At 46.8% G+C, this 21,887-nt stretch carries 23 protein-coding genes; 6 read left to right on the top strand and 17 right to left on the bottom strand.

The annotated features are described in order from the left end of the window. Positions 1–23 precede the first annotated feature (23 nt). Positions 24–713 carry a GntR family transcriptional regulator gene (locus ABXS75_03970; protein XCP85971.1) on the bottom strand — a complete coding sequence of 230 codons (690 nt, stop codon included), beginning with the start codon at positions 711–713 and terminating at the stop codon, positions 24–26. A 216-nt stretch (positions 714–929) separates the two neighbouring features. Here ABXS75_03970 and ABXS75_03965 point away from each other — a divergent pair, with 216 nt between their 5' ends. The 3 genes from ABXS75_03965 (at position 930) to ABXS75_03955 (ending at position 2,733) form a co-directional block, all read left to right on the top strand. Continuing rightward, positions 930–1,112 (top strand): hypothetical protein, encoded by a 183-nt coding sequence (locus tag ABXS75_03965; GenBank protein XCP85970.1) that lies wholly within the window; start codon positions 930–932, stop codon positions 1,110–1,112. 11 nt (positions 1,113–1,123) lie between these two features. Next, positions 1,124–1,381, top strand: a complete 258-nt coding sequence (locus tag ABXS75_03960) for a spore coat protein (GenBank protein ID XCP85969.1) — start codon at positions 1,124–1,126, stop codon at positions 1,379–1,381. Positions 1,382–1,659: 278 nt separating this feature from the next. After that, entirely contained in the window at positions 1,660–2,733 is a 1,074-nt protein-coding gene (locus tag ABXS75_03955) for a M20/M25/M40 family metallo-hydrolase (GenBank protein ID XCP85968.1), read from the top strand. Between the two features lie 385 nt (positions 2,734–3,118). On the opposite strand, the gene ABXS75_03950 is transcribed toward ABXS75_03955, so the two are convergent. Further along, a complete protein-coding gene (locus tag ABXS75_03950) occupies positions 3,119–3,763 on the bottom strand; it encodes an HAD family phosphatase (protein ID XCP85967.1) in 645 nt (214 codons plus the stop codon). Between the two features lie 49 nt (positions 3,764–3,812). Beyond that, positions 3,813–4,886, bottom strand: coding sequence for a trigger factor (tig, locus tag ABXS75_03945; protein ID XCP85966.1), 1,074 nt, complete (start codon positions 4,884–4,886; stop codon positions 3,813–3,815). 392 nt (positions 4,887–5,278) lie between these two features. Here tig and ABXS75_03940 point away from each other — a divergent pair, with 392 nt between their 5' ends. Continuing rightward, on the top strand, positions 5,279–6,631 hold the full coding sequence (locus tag ABXS75_03940) for an MATE family efflux transporter (protein ID XCP85965.1): 1,353 nt from the start codon (positions 5,279–5,281) through the stop codon (positions 6,629–6,631). 143 nt (positions 6,632–6,774) lie between these two features. Further along, the gene (locus tag ABXS75_03935) at positions 6,775–7,221 is read left to right on the top strand and encodes a hypothetical protein (protein XCP85964.1); all 447 of its coding nucleotides are present in this window, start codon (positions 6,775–6,777) and stop codon (positions 7,219–7,221) included. Between the two features lie 68 nt (positions 7,222–7,289). On the opposite strand, the gene ABXS75_03930 is transcribed toward ABXS75_03935, so the two are convergent. The 9 genes from ABXS75_03930 to ABXS75_03890 form a co-directional block, all read right to left on the bottom strand. Continuing rightward, positions 7,290–9,839, bottom strand: a complete 2,550-nt coding sequence (locus ABXS75_03930) for a response regulator (GenBank protein XCP85963.1) — start codon at positions 9,837–9,839, stop codon at positions 7,290–7,292. A gap of 114 nt (positions 9,840–9,953) precedes the next feature. After that, entirely contained in the window at positions 9,954–11,192 is a 1,239-nt protein-coding gene (locus ABXS75_03925; GenBank protein ID XCP85962.1) for an MFS transporter, read from the bottom strand. Between the two features lie 9 nt (positions 11,193–11,201). Further along, entirely contained in the window at positions 11,202–11,897 is a 696-nt protein-coding gene (locus ABXS75_03920; protein XCP85961.1) for a hypothetical protein, read from the bottom strand. 3 nt (positions 11,898–11,900) lie between these two features. Then, positions 11,901–12,356 (bottom strand): LytTR family DNA-binding domain-containing protein, encoded by a 456-nt coding sequence (locus ABXS75_03915; GenBank protein XCP85960.1) that lies wholly within the window; start codon positions 12,354–12,356, stop codon positions 11,901–11,903. A 207-nt stretch (positions 12,357–12,563) separates the two neighbouring features. Continuing rightward, entirely contained in the window at positions 12,564–13,421 is an 858-nt protein-coding gene (locus ABXS75_03910) for a 4Fe-4S binding protein (GenBank protein XCP85959.1), read from the bottom strand. Further along, complete coding sequence (locus tag ABXS75_03905) at positions 13,414–13,563, bottom strand: CD1871A family CXXC motif-containing protein (GenBank protein XCP85958.1); 150 nt, start codon at positions 13,561–13,563, stop codon at positions 13,414–13,416. The genes ABXS75_03910 and ABXS75_03905 overlap by 8 nt, the downstream gene beginning before the upstream one ends. Next, complete coding sequence (locus ABXS75_03900; GenBank protein ID XCP85957.1) at positions 13,563–14,246, bottom strand: TlpA disulfide reductase family protein; 684 nt, start codon at positions 14,244–14,246, stop codon at positions 13,563–13,565. Before ABXS75_03900 ends, ABXS75_03905 begins: the two co-directional genes overlap by 1 nt. Continuing rightward, entirely contained in the window at positions 14,236–14,646 is a 411-nt protein-coding gene (locus ABXS75_03895) for a DUF3783 domain-containing protein (GenBank protein ID XCP85956.1), read from the bottom strand. Before ABXS75_03895 ends, ABXS75_03900 begins: the two co-directional genes overlap by 11 nt. A gap of 15 nt (positions 14,647–14,661) precedes the next feature. Beyond that, complete coding sequence (locus tag ABXS75_03890) at positions 14,662–15,522, bottom strand: YitT family protein (GenBank protein ID XCP85955.1); 861 nt, start codon at positions 15,520–15,522, stop codon at positions 14,662–14,664. Between the two features lie 556 nt (positions 15,523–16,078). On the opposite strand from ABXS75_03890, the gene ABXS75_03885 reads away from it, so the two are divergent. Further along, on the top strand, positions 16,079–17,023 hold the full coding sequence (locus ABXS75_03885; protein ID XCP85954.1) for an AEC family transporter: 945 nt from the start codon (positions 16,079–16,081) through the stop codon (positions 17,021–17,023). On the opposite strand, the gene larC is transcribed toward ABXS75_03885, so the two are convergent. From larC to ABXS75_03860, 5 genes are all read right to left on the bottom strand, one after another. Beyond that, positions 17,018–18,343 carry a nickel pincer cofactor biosynthesis protein LarC gene (larC, locus tag ABXS75_03880; GenBank protein XCP85953.1) on the bottom strand — a complete coding sequence of 442 codons (1,326 nt, stop codon included), beginning with the start codon at positions 18,341–18,343 and terminating at the stop codon, positions 17,018–17,020. The genes ABXS75_03885 and larC overlap by 6 nt on opposite strands. A 97-nt stretch (positions 18,344–18,440) precedes the next feature. Then, on the bottom strand, positions 18,441–19,283 hold the full coding sequence (gene larE, locus ABXS75_03875) for an ATP-dependent sacrificial sulfur transferase LarE (GenBank protein XCP85952.1): 843 nt from the start codon (positions 19,281–19,283) through the stop codon (positions 18,441–18,443). Between the two features lie 51 nt (positions 19,284–19,334). Beyond that, positions 19,335–20,087 (bottom strand): nickel pincer cofactor biosynthesis protein LarB, encoded by a 753-nt coding sequence (larB, locus tag ABXS75_03870; protein ID XCP85951.1) that lies wholly within the window; start codon positions 20,085–20,087, stop codon positions 19,335–19,337. 15 nt (positions 20,088–20,102) lie between these two features. Beyond that, complete coding sequence (locus tag ABXS75_03865; protein XCP85950.1) at positions 20,103–21,233, bottom strand: aldo/keto reductase; 1,131 nt, start codon at positions 21,231–21,233, stop codon at positions 20,103–20,105. Between the two features lie 14 nt (positions 21,234–21,247). Continuing rightward, a complete protein-coding gene (locus ABXS75_03860) occupies positions 21,248–21,622 on the bottom strand; it encodes a MerR family transcriptional regulator (GenBank protein ID XCP85949.1) in 375 nt (124 codons plus the stop codon). Between the last annotated feature and the right edge of the window lie 265 nt (positions 21,623–21,887).

Below are 21,887 nucleotides of genomic sequence, written 5' to 3'. Positions count from 1 at the left end.
CTAATTTCCTTTACTTTTTATTTCTACTCACCTTCCGCCGTTTTCCCTTCCTGAGCCTTGTGTAACGTCTCGGGAACTACCATATAATGCTCTTTGATTGCCTCTATGATCTTGTTCGTTCCAACATTCTCAATAAAGAGATTCAAGATGCACTGATGGTTCTTGCCCAAAACATCATAAGGCATCAAATTCTCTGACTTCATGGTGTAATAGGTACATGTGTTAACACTGCAGAGCGTTTTCCACATCTGATATAATCTGGGAAGATCTGCTTCCTCCACGATTCCTGCGTGGAACCTCTCATCTGCCTCGATGATTGCATAGAGGTCTTTTTTCCCGGCCGCCTCACGCAGGTCATCGATTGTCTGCTGAAGCCGTTCTATCCCTCTTTGACTCATCTTTCCGGAATATACCTGTACTGCAAGTCCTTCCAATGTCGATCTGATCAGATACGCTTCCGCCATCTCATCTTCTGTCAGTGTCCTGACAATACAGCCCCGGTGCGGCAAATAGGTGACCAGCCCCTCTTCCTCGATCTGCCTGAGCGCTTCTCTGACCGGTCCCCGGCTCACTTGATACTTTTTCGAAATATCTTCCTCGATAATTCTCTCTCCCGGTGCAATATCTGCATGTAAAATCTGATCTCTCAAAATATCTGCAATCTGCTCCCGCATTGTCTTCTTCGTAAATACTGGTACTCTGTTGTCTGGCATATCAACCAGCCCCTTTCCGTTATAGATTGTTAACAATTTATAATCTTAATTATACCCTGTTCTATACGCATTGTCAATTGTTAACAATCTCGTATTTATTTTTTCTATTAATTTTAAAAAAATAAACAAATTCTGATCCATACATATTTTTTTCCACAATCAGACATACTATTTTTGTTACCAAATTAACTATGTCACAAGAAGGAGGAATTCAAAATGGCTGAAATTTCTATTCTGGATCTGCAGAATCTTCGCCACCTGATTGGCGGATATGACACTACACATTGCAAAATGACTGCTTACGCTTCTGAAGCTCAGGATGCACAGGTGAAACAGCTCTTTCAGGATGCTGCCGACTCTGCAATGAAAAACAAACAGGAACTGATGAAATTTTTATAGGAGGGACCATCATGGACGAAAAGACAATGGTATCCGACGCTCTGGTCGGAGTAAACGGGGAATTAAAGATGTTTGGGGAAATCATTCCGCAGACGGAAAATAAGGAACTGAAACAATGCCTGAAACAGATTCGCAATCAGTGCGAGATGTCCCAGGAGAATCTGTATCAGCTCGCGCGTGAGAAAAGCTACTACGTTCCGGCTGCCAAGGCAAGTCGCGAGGAAGTGGCGCATGTAAAAAATATTTTGACCCAGCCTTCCATGCGCTAGTTGAAATATTAGAATGTGTGCCTTGGGCATAAGATAAGTACAGCCGACAACATAATGATATTTCATCTGTCTGCCTGACGGGGGATATCATAATTGTTGTCGGCTTACATTTTAACCAGCTATTTGACTTTCTTATTTTACATGGATACATCTTGAGTTTCCCATTTTGCTATGATAAGATTTTATCAGCTGGCGGATTGGGAATCCGTCTGATTTTATCTGATATTTTTCACATAATCAGCAAGTAAAATTATTATAATCAAGGAGGTAGTCTATACATGGACTCTTTAGCTTTAATTGAAGCCCTCTCCAACGCTTATGGAGCGAGCGGTTTTGAAGATGAGGTTGTCGAAATAGCGGAAAAATACGCGCACGATGAAGCGCTTGGTTCTGTAAGACATGACTGTAATCTGAATGTATATATCAACGCGGAAAAGAACTCCGGTGAAAAACCAGTTGTAATGATCGACGCTCACAGTGATGAGGTCGGTTTTATCATTCAGGCTATTAAACCTAACGGCACGCTTTGCTTCTTACCCCAGGGCGGGTGGGCTGCATACACCGTTCCGGCCCATAAGGTCAAAGTACAGACCTACGACGGAAGATGGGTGTCCGGCATTTTTGCCAGCACTCCGGTACATTTCCTGTCCAATGCACAGAGAAATACCTGCCCGGACTTCAGCGATATGGTCATTGACATTGGAGCCACTTCCAAACAGGAGGTAGAAGAAATCTATAATATCCATATCGGCGCTCCTGTTGTTCCGGACGTCACCTTTGAATATGATAAAACCACGGACGTTATGCTCGGCAAGGCATTCGATAACCGGCTGGGCTGTGCCGCAGTTCTGGAAACCATGAAGGATCTGAAGGAACAATCTCTGGATGTGGATCTGGTCGGCGTACTCTCCTGCCAGGAAGAGATCGGCGAACGCGGCGCATTCGTTACCCGTGATGTTGTCAAACCGGATATCGCAATCTGCTTTGAAGGCTGTCCGGCAGACGATACCTTTGCTCCGGACTATCTCATCCAGACCGCTATGAAAAAAGGTCCTATGCTGCGTCATTACGACCGCTCTATGATCACGAATCCCCGCTTCCAGCGCTTCTCTCTGGAGCTTGGCAGGAAACTGGGAATACCGGTTCAGGAATCTGTCCGCTCAGGCGGAGGCACCAATGGCGGTCCGATCCATATGTCAAACGGCGGAGTTCCCGTAATCGTCATTGGAGTTCCGGTTCGTTACATCCATTCACACCACGGCTTCGCGTGCCTGGCAGATTATAATAACAGCGTAAAGCTGGCCGTAGAAATTATCAAGCACCTTAACGCTGATGTAATTAAATCTTTCTAGTTTATATAAACACTCCGTTGGCCAATCAAGGCGTTTTCTTAACTTTGAAGGTATAAAGATACAATACAAGGGACTGTGAAAAATCGGATTGCATTCAACTCCAATTTTTCCAGTCCCTTTCTTTTTGTAAAGCTTATGACAACCTCTCAAGCTACGCATCATTTGGCTTTTCCAAAAATAGCAGGAGAATTGTGAACAAAATTATTAACGTTCTATTCACAAATCTTTCAAAATCTTATCACAGATTTCTCACATTTCCTGGCTATACTTATAAACATAGAAAACAGACAGCAAGTAACCTTTTCACATAAATTTTTCTTTTTCATAATGCCGGTATTCAGAGTTCTGAATATCGGCACTCCTCATTTCAGGGGAGGGATACCTGTCATAACAAGATTTCAAGAAGCCCTCTCAAATCCGGCACCACGTACTCAGCCATCTTTCCGGTCTCTTCATCAGGCCCTGTCAGATCCGGTACCATCGTCACATGACAACCTGCACTCCAAGCCGCATGAACGCCATTGGGCGAATCCTCCGCCGCCATACACTCTTCCGGTCGTCTTCCAATCTTTTCGCAGGCGAACAGATAGACGTCCGGGCACGGTTTCCCATTCTCCACCATGGAGGCGCTGACAATCTCATCGAACAGATCAACAAATCCTACCATCTGGAGATACCGTAATGCCTGCTCCTCCTCGGTCGCCGTCACAACCGCAGTCTGATAGCCTCTTCTGCGAAGCTCCGTCACGGTCTCCCGCACATATGGCTTCGTCTCCAATCCATATTTCTGAATATGCTCCTTCATAAGCTGACGCCTGCGCCCACGGATCCCATCATAGTCAAAATCCTCTCCGTACATTTCCTTCGCCTGCACCCTGGCGAACTTTGCAGCCTTACTGCGAAACAAATACGCTTCGGCAACACTCATGCGATATCCCGCTTCCCGCATGGCCTGCTGCTTATATACCGTCAAATACTTTTCTGTGTCGATTAAAATACCGTCCATATCAAATAATACTGCTTTTATCACCGGTAAGTCTCTCCATTCCCTCTATCGCGATTGCAAGGCTCTCTGCCTTTTAGTTGCTCTTTGTCTCTTTTTGCTCGACCTGCTTGCAGTTCTCTGTCAGCCATTCCTGCACGATCTCCAGAGAGACCATTTCTTTTAAATCCTCATTCATACCTGCCTCTTTGAAGGCTGTCAGCATTGCTTCTACACTCTCAAAACCATATTCCTCTGCATACGTTTCATAATGCTTCTCCAACGCCTTGTCAGACAGATCAATCTTCGCTTTCTCGGCGATCAGTTCACAGACCAGATTCTCTTTTACCTGGCTTTTGGCCGCCTTGCTCTTCTCCGTGTTGAACGTGTCTACATCCATATTCAGATAGCTTTTCAGATACTCCTCGAATTCCATATTATACATCTCTGCTCTTTGTTCATACTGCTTCTGAATTCTCTCGTTCATATCTTTCAGCTTATCCTTGGGATACTGATTCACTTCCACTTGATTATCCATGATCTCGGACCAGACCGCTTCTTTGAGAGCCGACTTAGCATACTCGTCGTAGTTGTTCTGAAGCTGTTCCTTTAATTCCTTTTTGTACTCTTCCACCGTCTTGGCGCTTTCAGAATATTTCTGAATGAACTCATCGGTGAGCTCCGGCAGGATCTGCGCAGACAACCCATTGAGCGTCACGGTGAACACTACCGGTTTCCCCGCATAATCCGGATTATTCTCATACGGATCCGGAAAAGTCAGGTTCAAGTCGAACGTTTCACCGATATTGTGCCCCACAATACCCGCTTCAAATCCATCAATAAACGTATTGCTTCCCAGTGTCAAATCCGCACCCTCAGCCGTTCCGCCTTCAAATGCCACTCCATCAATTTTTCCCACATAATCAATATTTGCCACGTCGCCATTCGCAGCCGCGCGCCCGGTCACTTCTTCATAAGTTGCCTCCGCCTCACGAAGACTCTTAATATTATCTTCCACATCCTGATCAGTCACAGTCATCTTCTCCTGCTTCGCTACTTCCACGCCTTTATATTTCGACACGGTCACGTAATCGTTGGAAATCTCGCCGGAACACCCGGTCAGCATGAGCGCCGTGCATACACCTATAAGTACTCTGATTCTTTTCTTCATCTCTACACCTCTTATTTTTCTTCGTCCGGTTCTTCCCTCGGCAAACACCGAAGAGTTTCCTTTTGACCTACACCTTTTTATATCACAGAATCCTTAAAATAAAAAGCCGTTTTCGCAACTTCATACATATTTAAGAAGTTTCCGTACATGCTGCCTCATCTTCCCGGCGCGTTTTTTCTATATATAATAATGTCCAAACCCGAAGAGTATACATTCCGCATATTAAAGCAGACATATACGACTAACCTGCTGAAAAATGAAATCAAGGCTTTTCTTTTCCCAAATAATATCGTATCATATACTTTGTTGTGTATTAAAAATTATGTCATTTTGCATAGAAGCAAGATCACAAAAGACAAATTATTACAAAAGTTACGAAAGGAGAAGCATTGATGCAAGACAAAACAACTGAAATTTTTAGAAACGCACCTGTCCCGAAGGCAGTCATCAGCAACGTAGTGCCGTCCATCATCAGCATGATCATGGTACTGGCTTACAATCTTGCCGATACATTCTTCATCGGACAGACCAAAAACGCTTATATGGTGGCGGCAGTATCCATAGCCACCCCGGTATTCCTCCTCTTTATGGCAGTGGGGCTGCTGTTCGGAATCGGAGGGACCTCGCTGATTTCCCGTATGCTGGGAGAAGGAAAGACAGACCGCGCGAAACGGATCTCCGCTTTTTGTTTCTGGACCGGTCTCACGATCGGAGTGATCGCCATGGTGATGATCTGGATCTTCTCCTCCCCTATCTGCCGGGCTGTTGGAGCCAGCAACGATACCATCGGCTACGCTCAGCAATATCTGAATGTCGTTGCGGTCGGAATCCCGTTTCTGATCGTCAGCAACAGCTTCAGTAACATTATCCGTGCGGAGGGAAATGCGAAAATCGCCATGATGGGAATGATCATCGGCAACATGATGAATATCGTCCTTGACCCGCTGATGATCCTTGTATTTAACTGGAATGTGGCTGGAGCCGCCATTGCTACGGTGATTGGAAATGTATGTGCCGCGTTCTTTTATATCCGGCATCTTCTGTCCTCCAGATCCATGCTGTCCATCAACCCCAAAAACTACCAGGCGAAGGAAGGTGTGGCCTTCGGGGTACTCGCCATCGGCGTGCCGGCTTCCCTGAACAACGTCCTTCTGAGTGTCTCCAATATCATCATCAATAACCTGATGGCTGATTACGGAGATATGGCGGTAGCGGGACTTGGCGTGGCCATGAAGGTCAATATGATCGTCGTTATGCTTCTGATCGGCCTTGGAACCGGCATACAGCCGCTTCTCGGCTACTGCTTTGGAGCCGGTAACAAGAAACGCTACACGGCAGTACTGAAGTTTTCCCTCTGCCTGGCGTTCGGCCTCAGCGCAATCATGACGGTAATCTGCTACTTCGGAGCCGGCCCCCTGGTACGCGCCTTTCTGGAGGACGCAGACGCGTTTAACTTTGGAATGGCGTTCGCCCGCACCTACATCATCTCCGGACCGATACTGGGAATCCTGTTCGTGTTCATCAACGCGATCCAGTCCACGGGAGCTGCACTTCCGTCGCTGATCCTCTCCCTCAGCCGTCAGGGAATTCTGTACCTCCCGACTCTGCTGATCTTCAGGACGGTATTTGATTCCGCAAGGATGCTGGCAGCGGCCCAGCCTGTCACGGATTATATGGCCACATTGCTGGCATTTATCCTGTTTCTCATTACCTACAAAAAATACTTTAAGAACTTCGAAAATTGATTTTTTGCCGGAAGGACAGATTTCTTATGTTCTTCCGGTTTTTTGCGGATAAGAATTGCAGATAAGAAAAGACAAAGCTCTTGCACTCTCCCCCAAAGAATGATACAATTACAAAATGGAAAACGTTTAGAGGAGGTTCACCCGTGAGCAAATTAACGATTGTCTTATTAGTCATTCTGGTTATTTTAATCATTGTTTTAGTCGTTTTATATTTCCTGGGTAAAAAAGCAGAAAAGAAACAGGCAGAGCAGGAACAGATGATGGCTGCCGCAGCCCAACAAGTATCGATGCTGGTCATTGATAAAGGCAAGATGCGCCTGAAGGACGCCGGTTTCCCCGCTGCTGTAGTGGAGAACACGCCGAAATATCTGCGTCGTTCCAAAGTACCGGTAGTAAAGGCTAAAGTTGGTCCCAGAATCATGACTCTGATGTGCGATGCGAAAGTATACGAAGTGATTCCGGTCAAGAAAGAAGTAAAAGCGACTGTAAGCGGTATCTACATCACTGCAGTGAAAGGTGTGAGAGGTTCACTCGTAGTTCCCCAGAAAAAGAAGAAAGGCTTCATGGCAAAACTTCGCGGGGATAAATAATTTCAATATAAGAAGTAAGGAGAAGTACTGGTGATGTACTTCTCCTTTTTTATCTAATCTCCCTGATTCTATTTGTCGAGACATCTGCTCAAAATCCGGGAGAATTCTTTAATGTCGATTGGTTTTGCCACATGTGCATCCATGCCATGATCCAGACATCTCTGGATATCCTCAGAGAAAACGTCCGCAGTCATGGCGATAATCGGGAGGGACGCATCCGGGCGCTCCATATCACGAATCGCATCTGTAGCCTCATAGCCACCCATGACAGGCATACGGAGATCCATCAGGACTGCATTATAGTAGCCCACCGGAGAATTCCGAAACTTGTCCACACAAATCTGTCCGTTTTCCGCCCAATCCAGTTCCAGTCCCAATTCCTGAAGCAGTTCACTTGCAATCTCCCAGTTCAATTCATTATCCTCCGCCAAAAGAATGCGCTTTCCTTCAAAGGTAATCGTGTCATTTTCAGGCATAGAAGGCTGTTCAGGAGACTCAACAAAAGGTTTGATTCCATAGTACAGAGTCGATCTGAAGAGCGGCTTGGACAGGAATCCGTTGATTCCCGCTTCCCGTGCCTCGGCTTCAATCTCACTGCAATCATAAGCAGAAATCAACAGAATCGGCACGTCGTCGCCCAGCTGTTTTCGAAGCAGTCGGGCTGTTTTGATACCATCGATACCCGGCAGCTTGAAATCCAACAGAATAATCTGGTAGTCATTGTGCTGAATATGACGCTGGCGTACCATCTCGATCGCACTCTCTCCATCCAGAGTCCACTCTGCCCGAATACCGATAGATTTAAGCGACGCGGCAGTACTCTCACAGAGCTGCTGGTCATCATCCACTACCAACATCATAAAGTCAGGCAAAATCATGTCCGCTTCCTGTTCTTCCGTGCGTTCAAAATCCAACGTCACATTAAATTCCGTACCGACGCCCTGAGTACTCTTGACCTCAATCTCACCACCCATGGCATCTACAATATATTTGGTGATGGCCATTCCCAGGCCAGTACCTTCTGTTTTCTGGACACGCTTGCTGTCCTCACGGGTGAAGGAATCGAAGATGCGTGTCTGGAACTCCTCAGACATACCAATTCCGGTGTCCTTCACGTTGAGCAGGATCCGCACATACTTGTCACCCTTTGGTGATTTCTTTTCGTGCAGAGCCACTTCGATAGAACCTTTCTCCGGAGTAAACTTAATCGCATTGGACAACAGATTCAAAAGAACCTGATTCAGCCGCACACTGTCACATAATATATTTTCCGATGTGATGTCGTAGATAAATACATCGAACTTCTGGTGCTTTGCCTTGATCTGTGGCTGGACGATGCTGACAATGCTATCCATGATCTCCCGCAGAGACACCAGTTCTACATTCAACGTCATCTTGCCACTCTCGATTTTTGACATATCCAGCACGTCGTTAATGAGCCCCAGCAAATGTTTGCTGGACAGAACAATCTTCCTCAGACAGTTCTCCACCCTGACTTTATCATTGAAATTTGCCAAAGCGATGGTCGTCATGCCCACGATCGCATTCATTGGTGTACGTATGTCATGACTCATGTTGGAGAGGAATTCGCTCTTGGAGCGGTTGGCCTCCTCGGCGGCAAGTCTTGCCTCTTCCAGTTCCTGAAGCTGATCCTGATTCATGCGGAAATATCTCATGAATATAACAAGCAGCACCAGCAAAATACAAATACAGCCTACCAAAGACACCAAAAGAGACTCTCTTGCCTGAGCCTCTACCACCTCATTCAGTGTACCGTAAGGCAGAATCGTAACCAGATACCATTCCGATGCAGGCAGAGCAGAACAATAGAGCTGGCGGCGCTCCCCTTCTACTTTGAGCATGGCAGAGTAGTCCCTCCCCGCTTCCATAGTCTCCTGCAGTTCTGTAATGAACTGTTCAATATCACTTTTTCCGTTTACTTCGTCGTAGAGCGCCCTGGCTCTTTCAAAGAAGCTGTCCCTTGTGGCTCCGCTGCGGATAACAAAACTCCCATCCTTGCGGATGACATAGGAGTACATAAGCGCTTCCTCGTCATCCAATGACAACGTTTCACTGATATATTCGATCGGCATTCTTCCTACGATGGCAATGCTTTTCCTTCCATCCTGCATTGCAGCCTCAAAAGGGACTCCGATGATTACCGATTTATCCCCACCCTGATCTATGCCTACAGAAACCATTTTTTCCCCGTTCTGCATCGCCTGTTGGAAATTCTCAGCCTTGGCAGACTCCGTCGGAATCCCATAGACCGTTTCCATGCTTCCATCCTCAAAATAGTAAGCGATAGATTCCAGGCCCCGGATCTTTCCATTGTATTCGAGCCATTCCCGTACTTCCGCGCTGTCTTCCTGATTCTTCGTCGGAATTGTCTCCACCAGCGTGTTAAGCTGTGTCAGCCGCAAATCGATCATGGTCGAGAAATGCTTGGATACCCGCTCATTCATGCTGGCCATATAAACACTGCCTACCTGGTTGATAGTTTCCTCACTCCGTTTGTTCATGTAGAACCCCAGAAAAGCAAAAATACCAATGCAGATAATGCCAACAAATACCATGCTGTCTTTCAAAAAATGGATTATCTTACCTTGTTTGCGCATATTGTTTTCCTCCACATATATTTTGGAATTTCCGAATCGCATTTAAAATCTTCCCAACCTAGTATAAGGGAAAACCCGCGCAATTTCAATCGGTAATATATCTTTTATTTTCCTTTATTCCTCTTCCCGATAAACCGCCGTCCACTGATAGAATTTCCACGTGATCACTCCTGTCGCCGCCAACGACATAAGGAAAATCACCCACTCTCTGCCCGCCAGTTTTTCAAATAGTACTCCATGCATCGCCTGTCCGACCGGCTGTGCGCAGTTGCAGACCACCATCACCCACGCAATCACCTTTCCGATCAGATTCCCCGGCGTGATCTTCTGCACATATGCCAGCATGCCTATCGAAAATACACTTGCCAGCAGCATTCCGACAAAGCAGCTCATGCAAATGACCACATACGCGATTTCCGCACTGGCTTTCAAAAACAGGACCAGCGCCATTGGAATCAGGAGAATACACGCCCATAATAACTGTTTCCAACTGCCGCCGATCTTCAGCTTCTCTCCCAGATACGCACTTACCAGTCCGCCCGCAATTCCTCCAAACGCCAGTATGCCCTGCGCATACCCCAGCATCTGGTTTGCGTCTGCATTTTTAAATGGAAGGATCTGCGTCACGATGACCGGAATCCCTATCGTCACGAGAGCCGAGTAAAAGAGATTGAACAGCGCGAGCAAAATCGTGAGCCTTCCTATATTCCGCTCCTCCTTCCCGATGAACCGGATACTTTCTTTTAAATCCAACGACAGGATCTGAAATGCATTTTCCCTCTTCTGCTGCTTTTCCGCCTGTGGAATCCGGATAAACAGTTCCATTACCGCAGAGCATAAAAAGCAAATGATACTGATCGTCAGAATCGGTCTAAGACCGCCTATACTGTAGCACACTCCGCCGATGACCGGTCCCAGGAGGCCGGAAAGGTACGTCACCATATTGATCACTGCATTCGCCGCCACAATCTTTTCCTCCCTCACAAGCGCCGGGACGCTGGCCTGAACCGCCGGATGATACGCCCCCGCAATCCCGTAAAGCAGCGTCAGCACAATCAAAATGTTTAAAACCATATTATATTTTCCATAGCAGAGCGTAAACACCAGCACGATCCCTGCCGTGAAAAAATCCAGGCCTGCCATGATGTTCTTTTTGTTTACCCGGTCCGCCACCACACCGCCAATCGGCGACATGACCAGCATCGGCAGAAAAGCCAGCGCAGAAACCATACCAAACAGAGCCGGAGAATTCGTCACATTCAGCAAATGCAGAGGGAGCGCAAAATGCAGAACTGCATTTCCAAACAGGGAGATCACCTGGCCTACTACTACCATCCAAAAATTTTTTCCCATTTTCTTCTCCTATATATAAATCACCATGATTCCCGACAGCTTGATTTCCCCTCTTAGAACCAGTGTCTTTTCTTCCGCCACTCCCCTGCTGTTCTTCTCCTCGATTCCGCCCATAAATACATTTGTGTTATTGACGATTTTCCATGTCTTGGGAACGTACAGTTCAAGTCCGGAATAAGAAAGGGACAGATCCAGCACTGCCTGCTCGCCCTGAATCACCGCATTGTCTAAATACAGTTTTACGCCGCCGCAGCACGCCACGACCCTGGCGGAGCGGAAATCCTCAGAATTGACGTATTTAATACTACCGCCGAACCGGGTCACGAACTCTATTTCCTCTCCTTCTACGGTCTCGATGTCGCTGAAGTTCTCGTCTCCCACCTGTATATGACCGCCCCCCGGCATATGCGGGTGGTAAAAAAAGGACACCCCAATGCTTCCGAGAAGTGCCGCGCCAAGAACCGTCCACGGTGTGATCGCCGTGATTCCAAGGGGCTTGGCGTAGATAATACAAAGAAATGCGATGGAAAACAGCACGCCCGCCACATTTTTATGCGCCAGGCTTTTTACCAAAGTCGCGGCAAATACTACCGTAAACAGAAGCCCCCAGATATTCACAGCTCCGAGAATTCCAAGGTTGCCAACCACCAGCAGAACGGCCGCCGCAATAAAAAATATTCCCCAAAACCAGTTTTTTCTTTTCATGACCTATTCCCTCTTTTCTTCTAATCTATTCCTAAGTGGTTTGTAATAAAATCTGGATACATATACTTGTTTATGCGTGTTCTGAAACTGCACCACACACGATGTCGACACCGACCTGCTGATCGAATAGATGCATTTCGTATTTAAGATCGTCGATTTAGATACTCGCATAAAATACCCGGGCAGGAGCTCTTCCAGCTCGTAGAGCCGATACTTAATCCGGTAAGCGTCCTTTATGGTATGTGCATAGATCTCATTTCCATCCGTCTCAAAAAACAGCATCTCCGAAAGGGGAAGATAATACTCCTTCTCTCCCTTATAAAACACCATTTTTCTACGCCGGTTCGCCACATCCTCCACAGCGGCCTGAATACTCTGCACCCGGTCGTCCAGCGCACGGCTTCGGATAATGACTTCCTCTTCCTTAAGATCTTCATCAATCTCTATTCGTACCCTCATCCTCTCCCTCCTTTGCACCGGTCATACGCATTTACTGCTCCGCATAGACCTATCTAACCACATCACAGTTTTTCTGTAAATAGCTTTTCGGTAAGTGGTAAATATAGGCTGCCAAGTGGTAGAATTGGGATGTGTTCCTGCATGCTCCAAAATAACAGGCCAAGGTAAATGCCTACTTGGCATTTACCTTGGCCTGTTATTTCTACTTTACCACTTCACCCCGCAACTGATCGCCTGCGTCGGACAGACCGTTTTACATCTGCCGCACCGGATACATTCCATATCATTCGCATTCTCCACTGGATTCACCTGCATCTGGCAGGCCTTGGCACATTTTCCGCAGTGCACACATTTTACCTCGTCTACCCGATACCTAAAAATAGAAATCGGATTGAAAACAGAATAAAATGCGCCCAGCGGACAGATATATTTACAAAATGGCCGGTAGATCAAAATGGAAAGCACGATCGTTACAACCAGTATTACACTCTTCCACGCATACAGCCAGCCAATGGCATTTCGCATTCCCCTATTCAGCAGCACCAGAGGAATTCCGCCTTCCAGTGTGCCTGCCGGACAGATCAGTTTACAGAAATACGGCGCCCCTTGCCCCACAATGTCCACAACGAACAGCGGGAGCAGAATGACAAATACGAGAAAAATCACGTATTTCAGTTTCCGCAATATTTTGTCGCCCCGAAACGTCCTGATCTTTTTCGGGAATGGAATCTTATGTAGCAGATCCTGTATCAGACCAAAGGGACACAAAAACCCGCATACCACCCTTCCGATCATTGAGCCTATAAAGATCAAAAAACCAATCACGTAATAGGCGAACTTAAAATTCCAGCTCCCCACGACCGCCTGAATCGCCCCGATCGGGCAGGCTCCGACGGCTCCCGGGCAGGAATAGCAGTTCAGTCCCGGGACACAGATTTTTTTAAGGTCTCCTCTATAAATCTTCCCGTTCAAAAACCCCACGATATGGCTGTTTGTCAGCAAGGCCCAGAATGCCTGTATCCCGTGCCTGGGCCATTCGCCTAATGTTCTCTTCTGCTTATCCAATCCCAATACACTCCATACATATATTTATTGCTTTGGTAAGTACGACGCCCACCTCGCCTCTGAAAATTCCGTAGCACATCATAAGAAGCCCTGCGACGGCGGCGATGGCCCCTAGCCATCGGGAATGCAGCCAGTTCTTCATTACTCTTCCCCTTTCAGATTGGCCAGTTCATTTTCCACGACCTCCCTCCACGCTTCCAGGTCGGTACTGCCCTCGTAAGTCTGCCCGACAATATTTCCCTCTTTATCTACGAAAAACGTTGTCGGATAGCCCTGAATCACGCTTAAACGTCCGTTCAGATACCCTGTGTCCGGCACCAGAAGCGGAAATGTTATCGCTGCCTTCTCTTTCAGTTCTTTCGTTTTTTCTATTGCCTCTTTTGCATACTGCCCGTTATCCTCCGCAGTATCCATCACAATCCCTATTACGCCGACCTTCTTGCCCTCCATTTCCTCGTAAAGCTTTTGCAGCTCCGGCAGTTCCTGCACGCACGGAGAGCACCAGGTAGCAAGTACATTGACCAGCGTAAGATCGTAATCCGCAAATACTTTTTCTGTATAAGCATTTCCTTCTATATCGGTGGTTTCGAATTGCCCAACGGTGCTAATATTACCGGTTTCGTCGCCCATGTCCGGATACCCCTCATCTTCATACGCATCATCTTCGTATGCATCGTCTTCGAAGAGGTCCTCTTTGGAGTCGTCCTCTTGGGTCACTTCTTTCTTCTCCTCTGTTTTTTTCTCGCCGGAGCACCCTCCCAATACCGATACTCCCAATATCCCAGACAGCATAAGCGCCATTAATTTAGGATTTCTAATTTTCATGATCATCAGTCCCCTCTTTCTTCTTCAACTTCTGCATTGCCTCATGTTCCTTCGCAAGCTCTGCATACAGATCCCTCACCTTCCACTCCCGGTTGGTCTCTGTCATTACCGCTTTATATGCCACCGGTCCTCCGTTGCTTTTTCGCATCAGATACAAGATCTGGTTCAGATGATTCTCTGTCAGGGAGGCAAATACCATCATTTCCTCCCCCAGTTCTTCCCCTGTATAAATCTCCTCCGTCAGTTCCATGCCATTCACGCCGGCAAGGGCCCCTATAGTCTGCAGGTATTCTTCCTTCTTCACAAGGCGCTGGCGCAGCTTTGCCGTCATCAGCATCATCTGAATCTCCCGCAGTCTTTTCTTGTCCTGAAAATTAATCAATAACACTGTTTCACGCATGCTATCGCTCCTTATTTATCCGATTCTTCTACGATTCTCGTTCCATTTTCCAATCACTTCACCGACACTGGATACCGTCATGAAAGCTGTCGGATCATTCTCGTGAATATACGCCAACAGTCTTCCGTATTCATTCTTCTCCAGAATCGTCGTGATTTCTACTTTTTCCTCATGGTTCAGGCCACCATAAGCGGAATACAGCGTTGCCCCCCGATTTAAGTCTTTGAAAATAAAATCCAGTATGGCCTGGTAATTCTGCGAAATAATACATACCCGTTTTCGCATGTGGAAACCGTCGATAAAGTTATCCAGTACAATACCGCTTAAGTAGGTTCCCAGCAAACTGACTACCAGAACTTTCCGGTCATAAATCAGGATTGAAGTCGCGGCTGTCGCAAATCCCACGAACATTACTGCTTTTCCGAGATCCAGGTAGAGATATTTGTTCAGCAATTTTGCTACGATATCCAGTCCGCCTGAGGAGGCATTCACATTGAATAGGAGTGCCTGTCCGAAGCAAAGCATCAGCAGGAAGCAAAGCATATCAATCAGGATATCTCCGGTAAGCGGTGAGACCTTCGGAGTCAGTCTCTCGAAAATCCACAGATAAACGGAGAGCAGCATCGACGCAAATACCGTCTTGCCGCCAAACTCTTTTCCTATGCACACGAAGCCGATCAATAATAGGATTACATTCAATATAAATGTGAGAGTCGATACCGACAACGGAATAAAATTGACCAGTACGACCACAAGACCTGCAAGGCTTCCCAGAACGAAGCCTCCCGGCATCATTACGTAATAGATTCCTGCTGATATGATGAACATACCGATTATGATTACGGCATATTCTTTTAAATTTACTTTTTTTGACATTATTTTCTCCTTTTCTACTACAATACGATAAGCATTCCCCTGCTGTGCGTTGGTGCACGGTTCTTCGCTTCGCGAATTCACGGGCTTCGCCCTATCAAAATGCGTTGATGCACAGTTCTCCGCAGTGCGAACTCACGAGCTTTCCGCCCTATCAAAATGCATTGGTGCACGGTTCTTCGCTTCGCGAATTCACGGGCTTCGCCCTATCAAAATGCGTTGATGCACAGTTCTCCGCAGTGCGAACTCACGAGCTTTCGCTCGTTCGTTCACGGGCTTCGCCCTATCAAAGTGCAGGAAAAGCAATTCGTCTGCAAGCAGCCGATTGCTTTTTCTGCACTTTGGCACTGCTCATTGCTTTCGTGGACATTATAACACGTCTATAGTTAAACTTCTACTCATGTAGTCTTCATTTTTAAACGTTTTTTAGATATTGAAAACTGAATTTCTAAATCCCCTTGTGAAAATACTTTCTTTTTCATATAATAAAACCATTGGATACAATTATATGCTATATGTTGATATGAATATCACCTGTAAAAGGTATGAGAAATGAGGAATGAAAATGAGCGTAATGACTGCAACCGAGCAAATGTTTGTTATCTTCTTACTGATTCTTGTAGGGTTTTTCTGCCATAAAAAGGGCCTGATCAGCGAAGAAAATAATGCGACTTTATCAAAATTGGTAATTAATATTTTTAACCCTGCTATGATTTTTTCCAGTGTTCTGGGGAATGCCTCTGCCGGGGCGAAGGACTCTGTCGCAAGCCTGTTTATGGTGTCCACCGGACTCTTTGTTTTCCTGATCATATGTTCTAAAATCCTGGTGCATTTCACCCGAAATACTCCGGATCAGAAGCATATCACGGAACTGCTCTATATCTTTGCAAATGTAGGATTTGTGGGAATTCCGGTGGTGAAGGCACTGCTTGGCGCAGATAAGCTGATTTATGTAGCCATCTTTATTCTGGAATATAATATACTGATTTATACATATGGCATCGGACTTCTGGAAACCGGAGATAAGAAAAAGCGGTTTGAGCTTTCTAACCTGAAACCGCTTCTTAATCTTGGGACCCTTGCCTGCATAGCGACACTGATCGTGTTTTTGACCGGATTTACGATTCCCGGTCCTATTGCCGACGGTCTTCAATACCTTGCCAATGCGACGACTCCGATCTCCCTTCTGGTAATCGGCGTCTCACTGGGTGCCCAGGACAGTATCCTTGCACTGTTTACCAGCTGGAAACGCTATCTGTTCTGCGTTTGGAAACTGATACTCCTTCCACTTGCAGGGACCTTTCTGTTAAAACGCCTGCCAATTTCCCCGGTCATGTGCCAGACTTATATGATCATGCTGGCTATGCCTTGTGGAAATCTGGTATTGATGCTGGTAAAAGAACACGGTCTGGACGGAAAGGAATGTGCTTATACGATCATTCTGTCCACATTACTTTCCATTCTGACCATTCCACTTTTGGTATTCCTGTATCCGTTCCTATAAATCTGCCGCGGCCTCCATCACCTCGCGGTACACTTCCGCATACGGTTTTCTCTGCGCTTTGGCAATGGACGCCACACTTTCATATTCGGGATAATATCTTACGATATCCCCGCAGGAGCAGAACTTGACTTGCGCCCTGCCGCAAGATGTTTCCACCTCCCGGATTTCACGCCGCATCACTGTACGTGCCATCTCCTGTCTGCGGATTCCGATCGTGGTAGTCTCGCGGAAAATGATCTGTTCCAAAGCTTCTATTTTCTCCTTGCTGCAAATTACATTTAACTGCCAGCCCGGTCGATTCTTCTTCATATAGACCGGCATATAATGCACGTCCCGTGCTCCTGCAGCAAAAAGCTGTTCCATGACATATCCCAATGCTTCTCCGGTACAATCGTCGATATTGCTTTCCAGTTTCCAGATTGTCTCCGGCGCTTTATCTTCCTTTTTTTCCTGACTCTCGATCAGCATCGCACGCAAAATACTCGGGCGTTCATACGTCCGCTTTCCTGCGCCAATTCCAATCTTCTGTATCGTAAATTCTTCCGGAAGTCTGTCAGAAGTCTTAAGTGCCGCCGCGATCGCCGCACCGGTCGGAGTGACAAATTCTCCCTTCACTTCTGTAATTTGCAGTTTTAAGCCCTGTTCTGCGACAATATTTGCCGTAGCCGGCACCGGAATCGGCAGAATCCCGTGCTGGCATCTCACAGTGCCGCACCCTTCCACTAATTTCGGGATAATGACATCTGTTATCCCCAGATTGTCCACGCACACTGCCACCGCCACGATATCCACGATAGAATCAATGGCGCCCACTTCATGAAAATGTACGTCCTCTACCGGAACTGCGTGTGCCTTTGCTTCCGCACGAGCAAGAATCTGGAAAATTTTCACCGCCAGTTTTTTCGCACTCTCCGACATCGTACATGCGTCGATAATTTCCATTACCTCACGCATGCCTCGATGCTCGTGATGATGATGGTGTCCATGATTCGTATGCTCATGGCTATGTTCTTCTGCTAACTCATGGTGATGCCCATGGTCCCCATGCTCATGCGCCGCCTCATGTCCATACGTCTTACCGTGCAGATACTCCATATCATGATCATGATTCTCATGCTCTGCGTCCAGCTTCACATTAAAATCACAGCAGTCTATTCCCGCCTTTTTCACCCGGCCGACTTCCACGGAAAATCCTCCCGCCGGTATACTTGCTAGAGCCTGATCCAGCACTTTCTGATCTGCCCCCAGATCCAAAAGTGCGGCCGCCATCATATCCCCGCTGATTCCGGCACTGCATTCCAAATATAATGTCTTTCCCATAAATTTTCTCCTTGTCCCTGATTCCGAGCCATTCGTCTTTTAAAACGCTCCGCCCTGATTTTCTTGATCCAATCGATCAATTTCTGCCCCAACTACTCTATAAGATCTCATTCATACTTCCTGTACGATAGCCGGCTAAATCCATTGCTATATATGTAAATCCATATTCCCTGAATCTTGCCGTAACGACTTCACGAATCTCTTTTGACGCCAGCCGTTCAATTTCCTCCGGCAGCACCTCAATCCGCGCCATCGTCCCGTGAATCCGCACCCGCATCTGGCGAAATCCCAAGTCCAATAACAACTGTTCCGCCTGCTCCACCATACCAAGCTTCTCTTTTGTGATCGTCTCCCCATATACAAAACGTGAGGCAAGGCACGCAAACGACGGCTTCTCCCACGTTACAAGCCCCAGCTTTCTGGACAGATACCGGATCTCCGCTTTGGTAAGTCCTACCTCCCTAAGCGGACTTAAGATTCCCAGTTCTGCCACCGCCCGAAGTCCCGGCCTGTAATCTCCCATATCGTCCACGTTAGAGCCTTCTGCAATATGCTCTATCCGAATAGCGGCTGCAATCTGTCCGATTTTTTCAAATAAATCCTTTTTGCATAAATAACATCGGTCCTTAGGATTCCCGGAAAACCCCGGAATTTCCATCTCATCGGCATTACAAATAATCTGCCGGATTCCTTCCTTCTTGCAAAAGTCTTCCGCCTCCGCAGACTCTCTTCCCGGGAACAGGCAGGACTGTACTGTAACAGCCACCGCCCGTTCCCCGAGCACATCATGCGCCACTTTGAGCAAAAAAGTAGAGTCCACACCGCTGGAATACGCGACCAGAACATCACCCAGCTTTATGAAATATTGTTTTAGCTCCTCCAGCTTCTCCTCTGCCACAGCGCCCTCTCTGCTCTCGGTCTCTTTCTGAACTCCCGACATCTCGTATCTCCTTTGGCCTGCCACTCTTTCTTCCAGGTATAGACCTGTAAATTACTCTTTCCCGCCAGAAGCAAGGCGATTAATCTGCGTCGCCATGTACCCTGCCCCATAGCCGTTATCGATATTTACCACGGCAATTCCATTTGCGCAGGAATTGATCATCGTCAAAAGTGCGGAAAGTCCGTGCATACTCGCACCGTATCCCACCGAAGTCGGAACCGCGATGACCGGATTACTTACCAAACCGCCCAGCACGCTCGCAAGCGCTCCTTCCATTCCCGCAACAGCCACCACACAATTTGCAGACTGAATCGCGTCCAGCCGGGAAAACAACCGATGAATGCCGCTGACACCCACATCATAAATCCGCTCCACATTAGCGCCAAAATATTCTGCCGTCTGAGCAGCCTCCTCGGCCACCGGAATATCCGCCGTTCCCGCAGTACAGACCGCAATCTTCCCCTGCCGTTTCTGCCCCGGCCTTTCCACTTTCAAGATTCTGGAAGTCTCATCATAGATGACCTGCGGCAGCACTTCTTTCACGATCTCATACTGGTGATGGCTTGCCCTTGTCCCAAAAGCCTGACCGGTCTGATCCACCATTTTCTGATAAATAGATACCAGAAAAGGATCCGGTTTTCCACTGCAAAATATAACCTCCGGAAAGCCCGAGCGCATTTCCCGGTGTGTATCCAGTTTCGCGTATCCCAGTTCCTCAAATGGCTTCCGCCTGAAATAGGCCTCCGCCTCCTCCACAGTGATCGCTCCATTTTTCACTTGCTCCAGTATCTCTCTTGCTTCCATAAAGTCTCCCTCAATTTATTCCGTACCTAATTTCTTTACAAAATCCGCCATGACCTCAGATACTTTGATCTGCTGTGGACAGACTGCCTCACAGCTTCTGCAGCCAATACATGCGGACGGCTGTTTTTCCTCCGGAACTGCCTTAAGCGCCATCGGGGCAATAAATCCGCCTCCGGTAAATGTATGTTCATTATATAGCTTAATCATCGTCGGAATATCAATTCCCTTCGGGCAATGGCTGGTGCAATAATGGCAGGCCGTGCAGGGTACTCCGTGACTTAAGCGGTATGCCATGTCAAGAAGTTTCTGCATTTCCTCATCACTTAACGGTCTTTCTGTCTCAAACGTATGTATGTTATCCTGAAGCTGCTGCATATTGGACATACCGGAAAGAATCATGGTCACCTCCGGTATGCTCTGTAAAAATCGAAATGCCCAGGCGGGAATGTCCTCATCTGCGCGCAGTCCCTTAAGCGTCCCTGCCTCCTCCTCCGGAAGAGAGGCCAGCTTGCCACCCCTAAGCGGCTCCATTACCCATGCCGGAATCTGGTATTCTTTGAGTAATTCCACCTTCTCCTTAGCGCTTTGGAATTCCCAGTCAATATAATTGATCTGCAGCTGACAGAATTCCAGATGCTCCCCATACGCCTCCAGAAAACGTTTGATCACAGCATAGCTTCCATGTGCAGAAAAACCGAGATGGCGGATTCTTCCATTTTCCTTCTGCTTCATCAGGTATTCGAAAATACCGTATTTTTCATCTAAATACGCATCAATATTCATTTCGCAGACATTGTGGAACAGATAAAAATCAAAATACTCCACCTGACATTTTTCAAGCTGTTTTTCAAATATTTCTTCCACCTTCGGCATATTATTTAAATCGTATCCCGGGAATTTAGACGCAAGATAAAAGCTCTCTCTTGGATATTTCTTCAACGTTTTTCCCATTACGATCTCAGAATTGCCGTCGTGATATCCCCACGCCGTATCAAAATAATTGATTCCCTGTTTGAGCGCAAACTCCACCATTTCCGCAGTTGCCGCCTCATCGATCTGCTTGTCATCTCCGTCAATAAGCGGCAGACGCATCGTTCCCAGCCCCAGGGCGGACAGCTTTAATTCCTGAAAATTCTTATAGATCATATTTTTTTCCTCCTTTAATCCCAGTTTAATGTTCCTGTTTTTACTGCATCTTCATAACGGGATATTTTATAATCCAGTCTTTCCATAGATTCACGGATCACTTCCAACTGCGCGGCAAGCTGTTTTCTCTGCTCTACCAAAAGTTTCAGCCTGTCAGGAATGGTGGAATCCCCCTTTCTGCTCAGTTTTACATATTCTGTCAACACCTCCACTGACAGCCCTGCGCTTCTCATGCATTTCACAAGCTCCACCCAGCCACAGTCTTCCTCCGTATAATCCCGAAGTCCACTGGCCATCCGGTGCACCGGCGGAATCACGCCGACTCTCTCATAATACCGCAATGTATCCTGCGTAATCCCATATTTCCTGCTCACTTCCGAAATTGTCATGACTCTTCCCTTTCTGGCATATGCAAATGCCGTTTCACACTGCACTCTGCCCCGCAATATCCCTGCTATTTTCTAATTCCATATATAGTTTATGCTTTAGAGTTCACTCCAAGTCAAGCTATTTTTTCATGGAACTTATAAAATTGTAGGCTAATCTCAATAGTCCTGCTTTATAGGATCGAGATATGCTCCTCATCTGTCCGGTCTTTTCTTCTGAATCTTTCCTTTATCATTATAATTGTCCCTATATGGATTTACAATATTT

The organism is Roseburia hominis, assembly GCA_040702975.1.
GTDB classification, from domain to species: Bacteria; Bacillota; Clostridia; order Lachnospirales; family Lachnospiraceae; genus Allocoprococcus; species Allocoprococcus hominis_A.
This window is presented reverse-complemented; position numbering and strand designations above follow the sequence as displayed.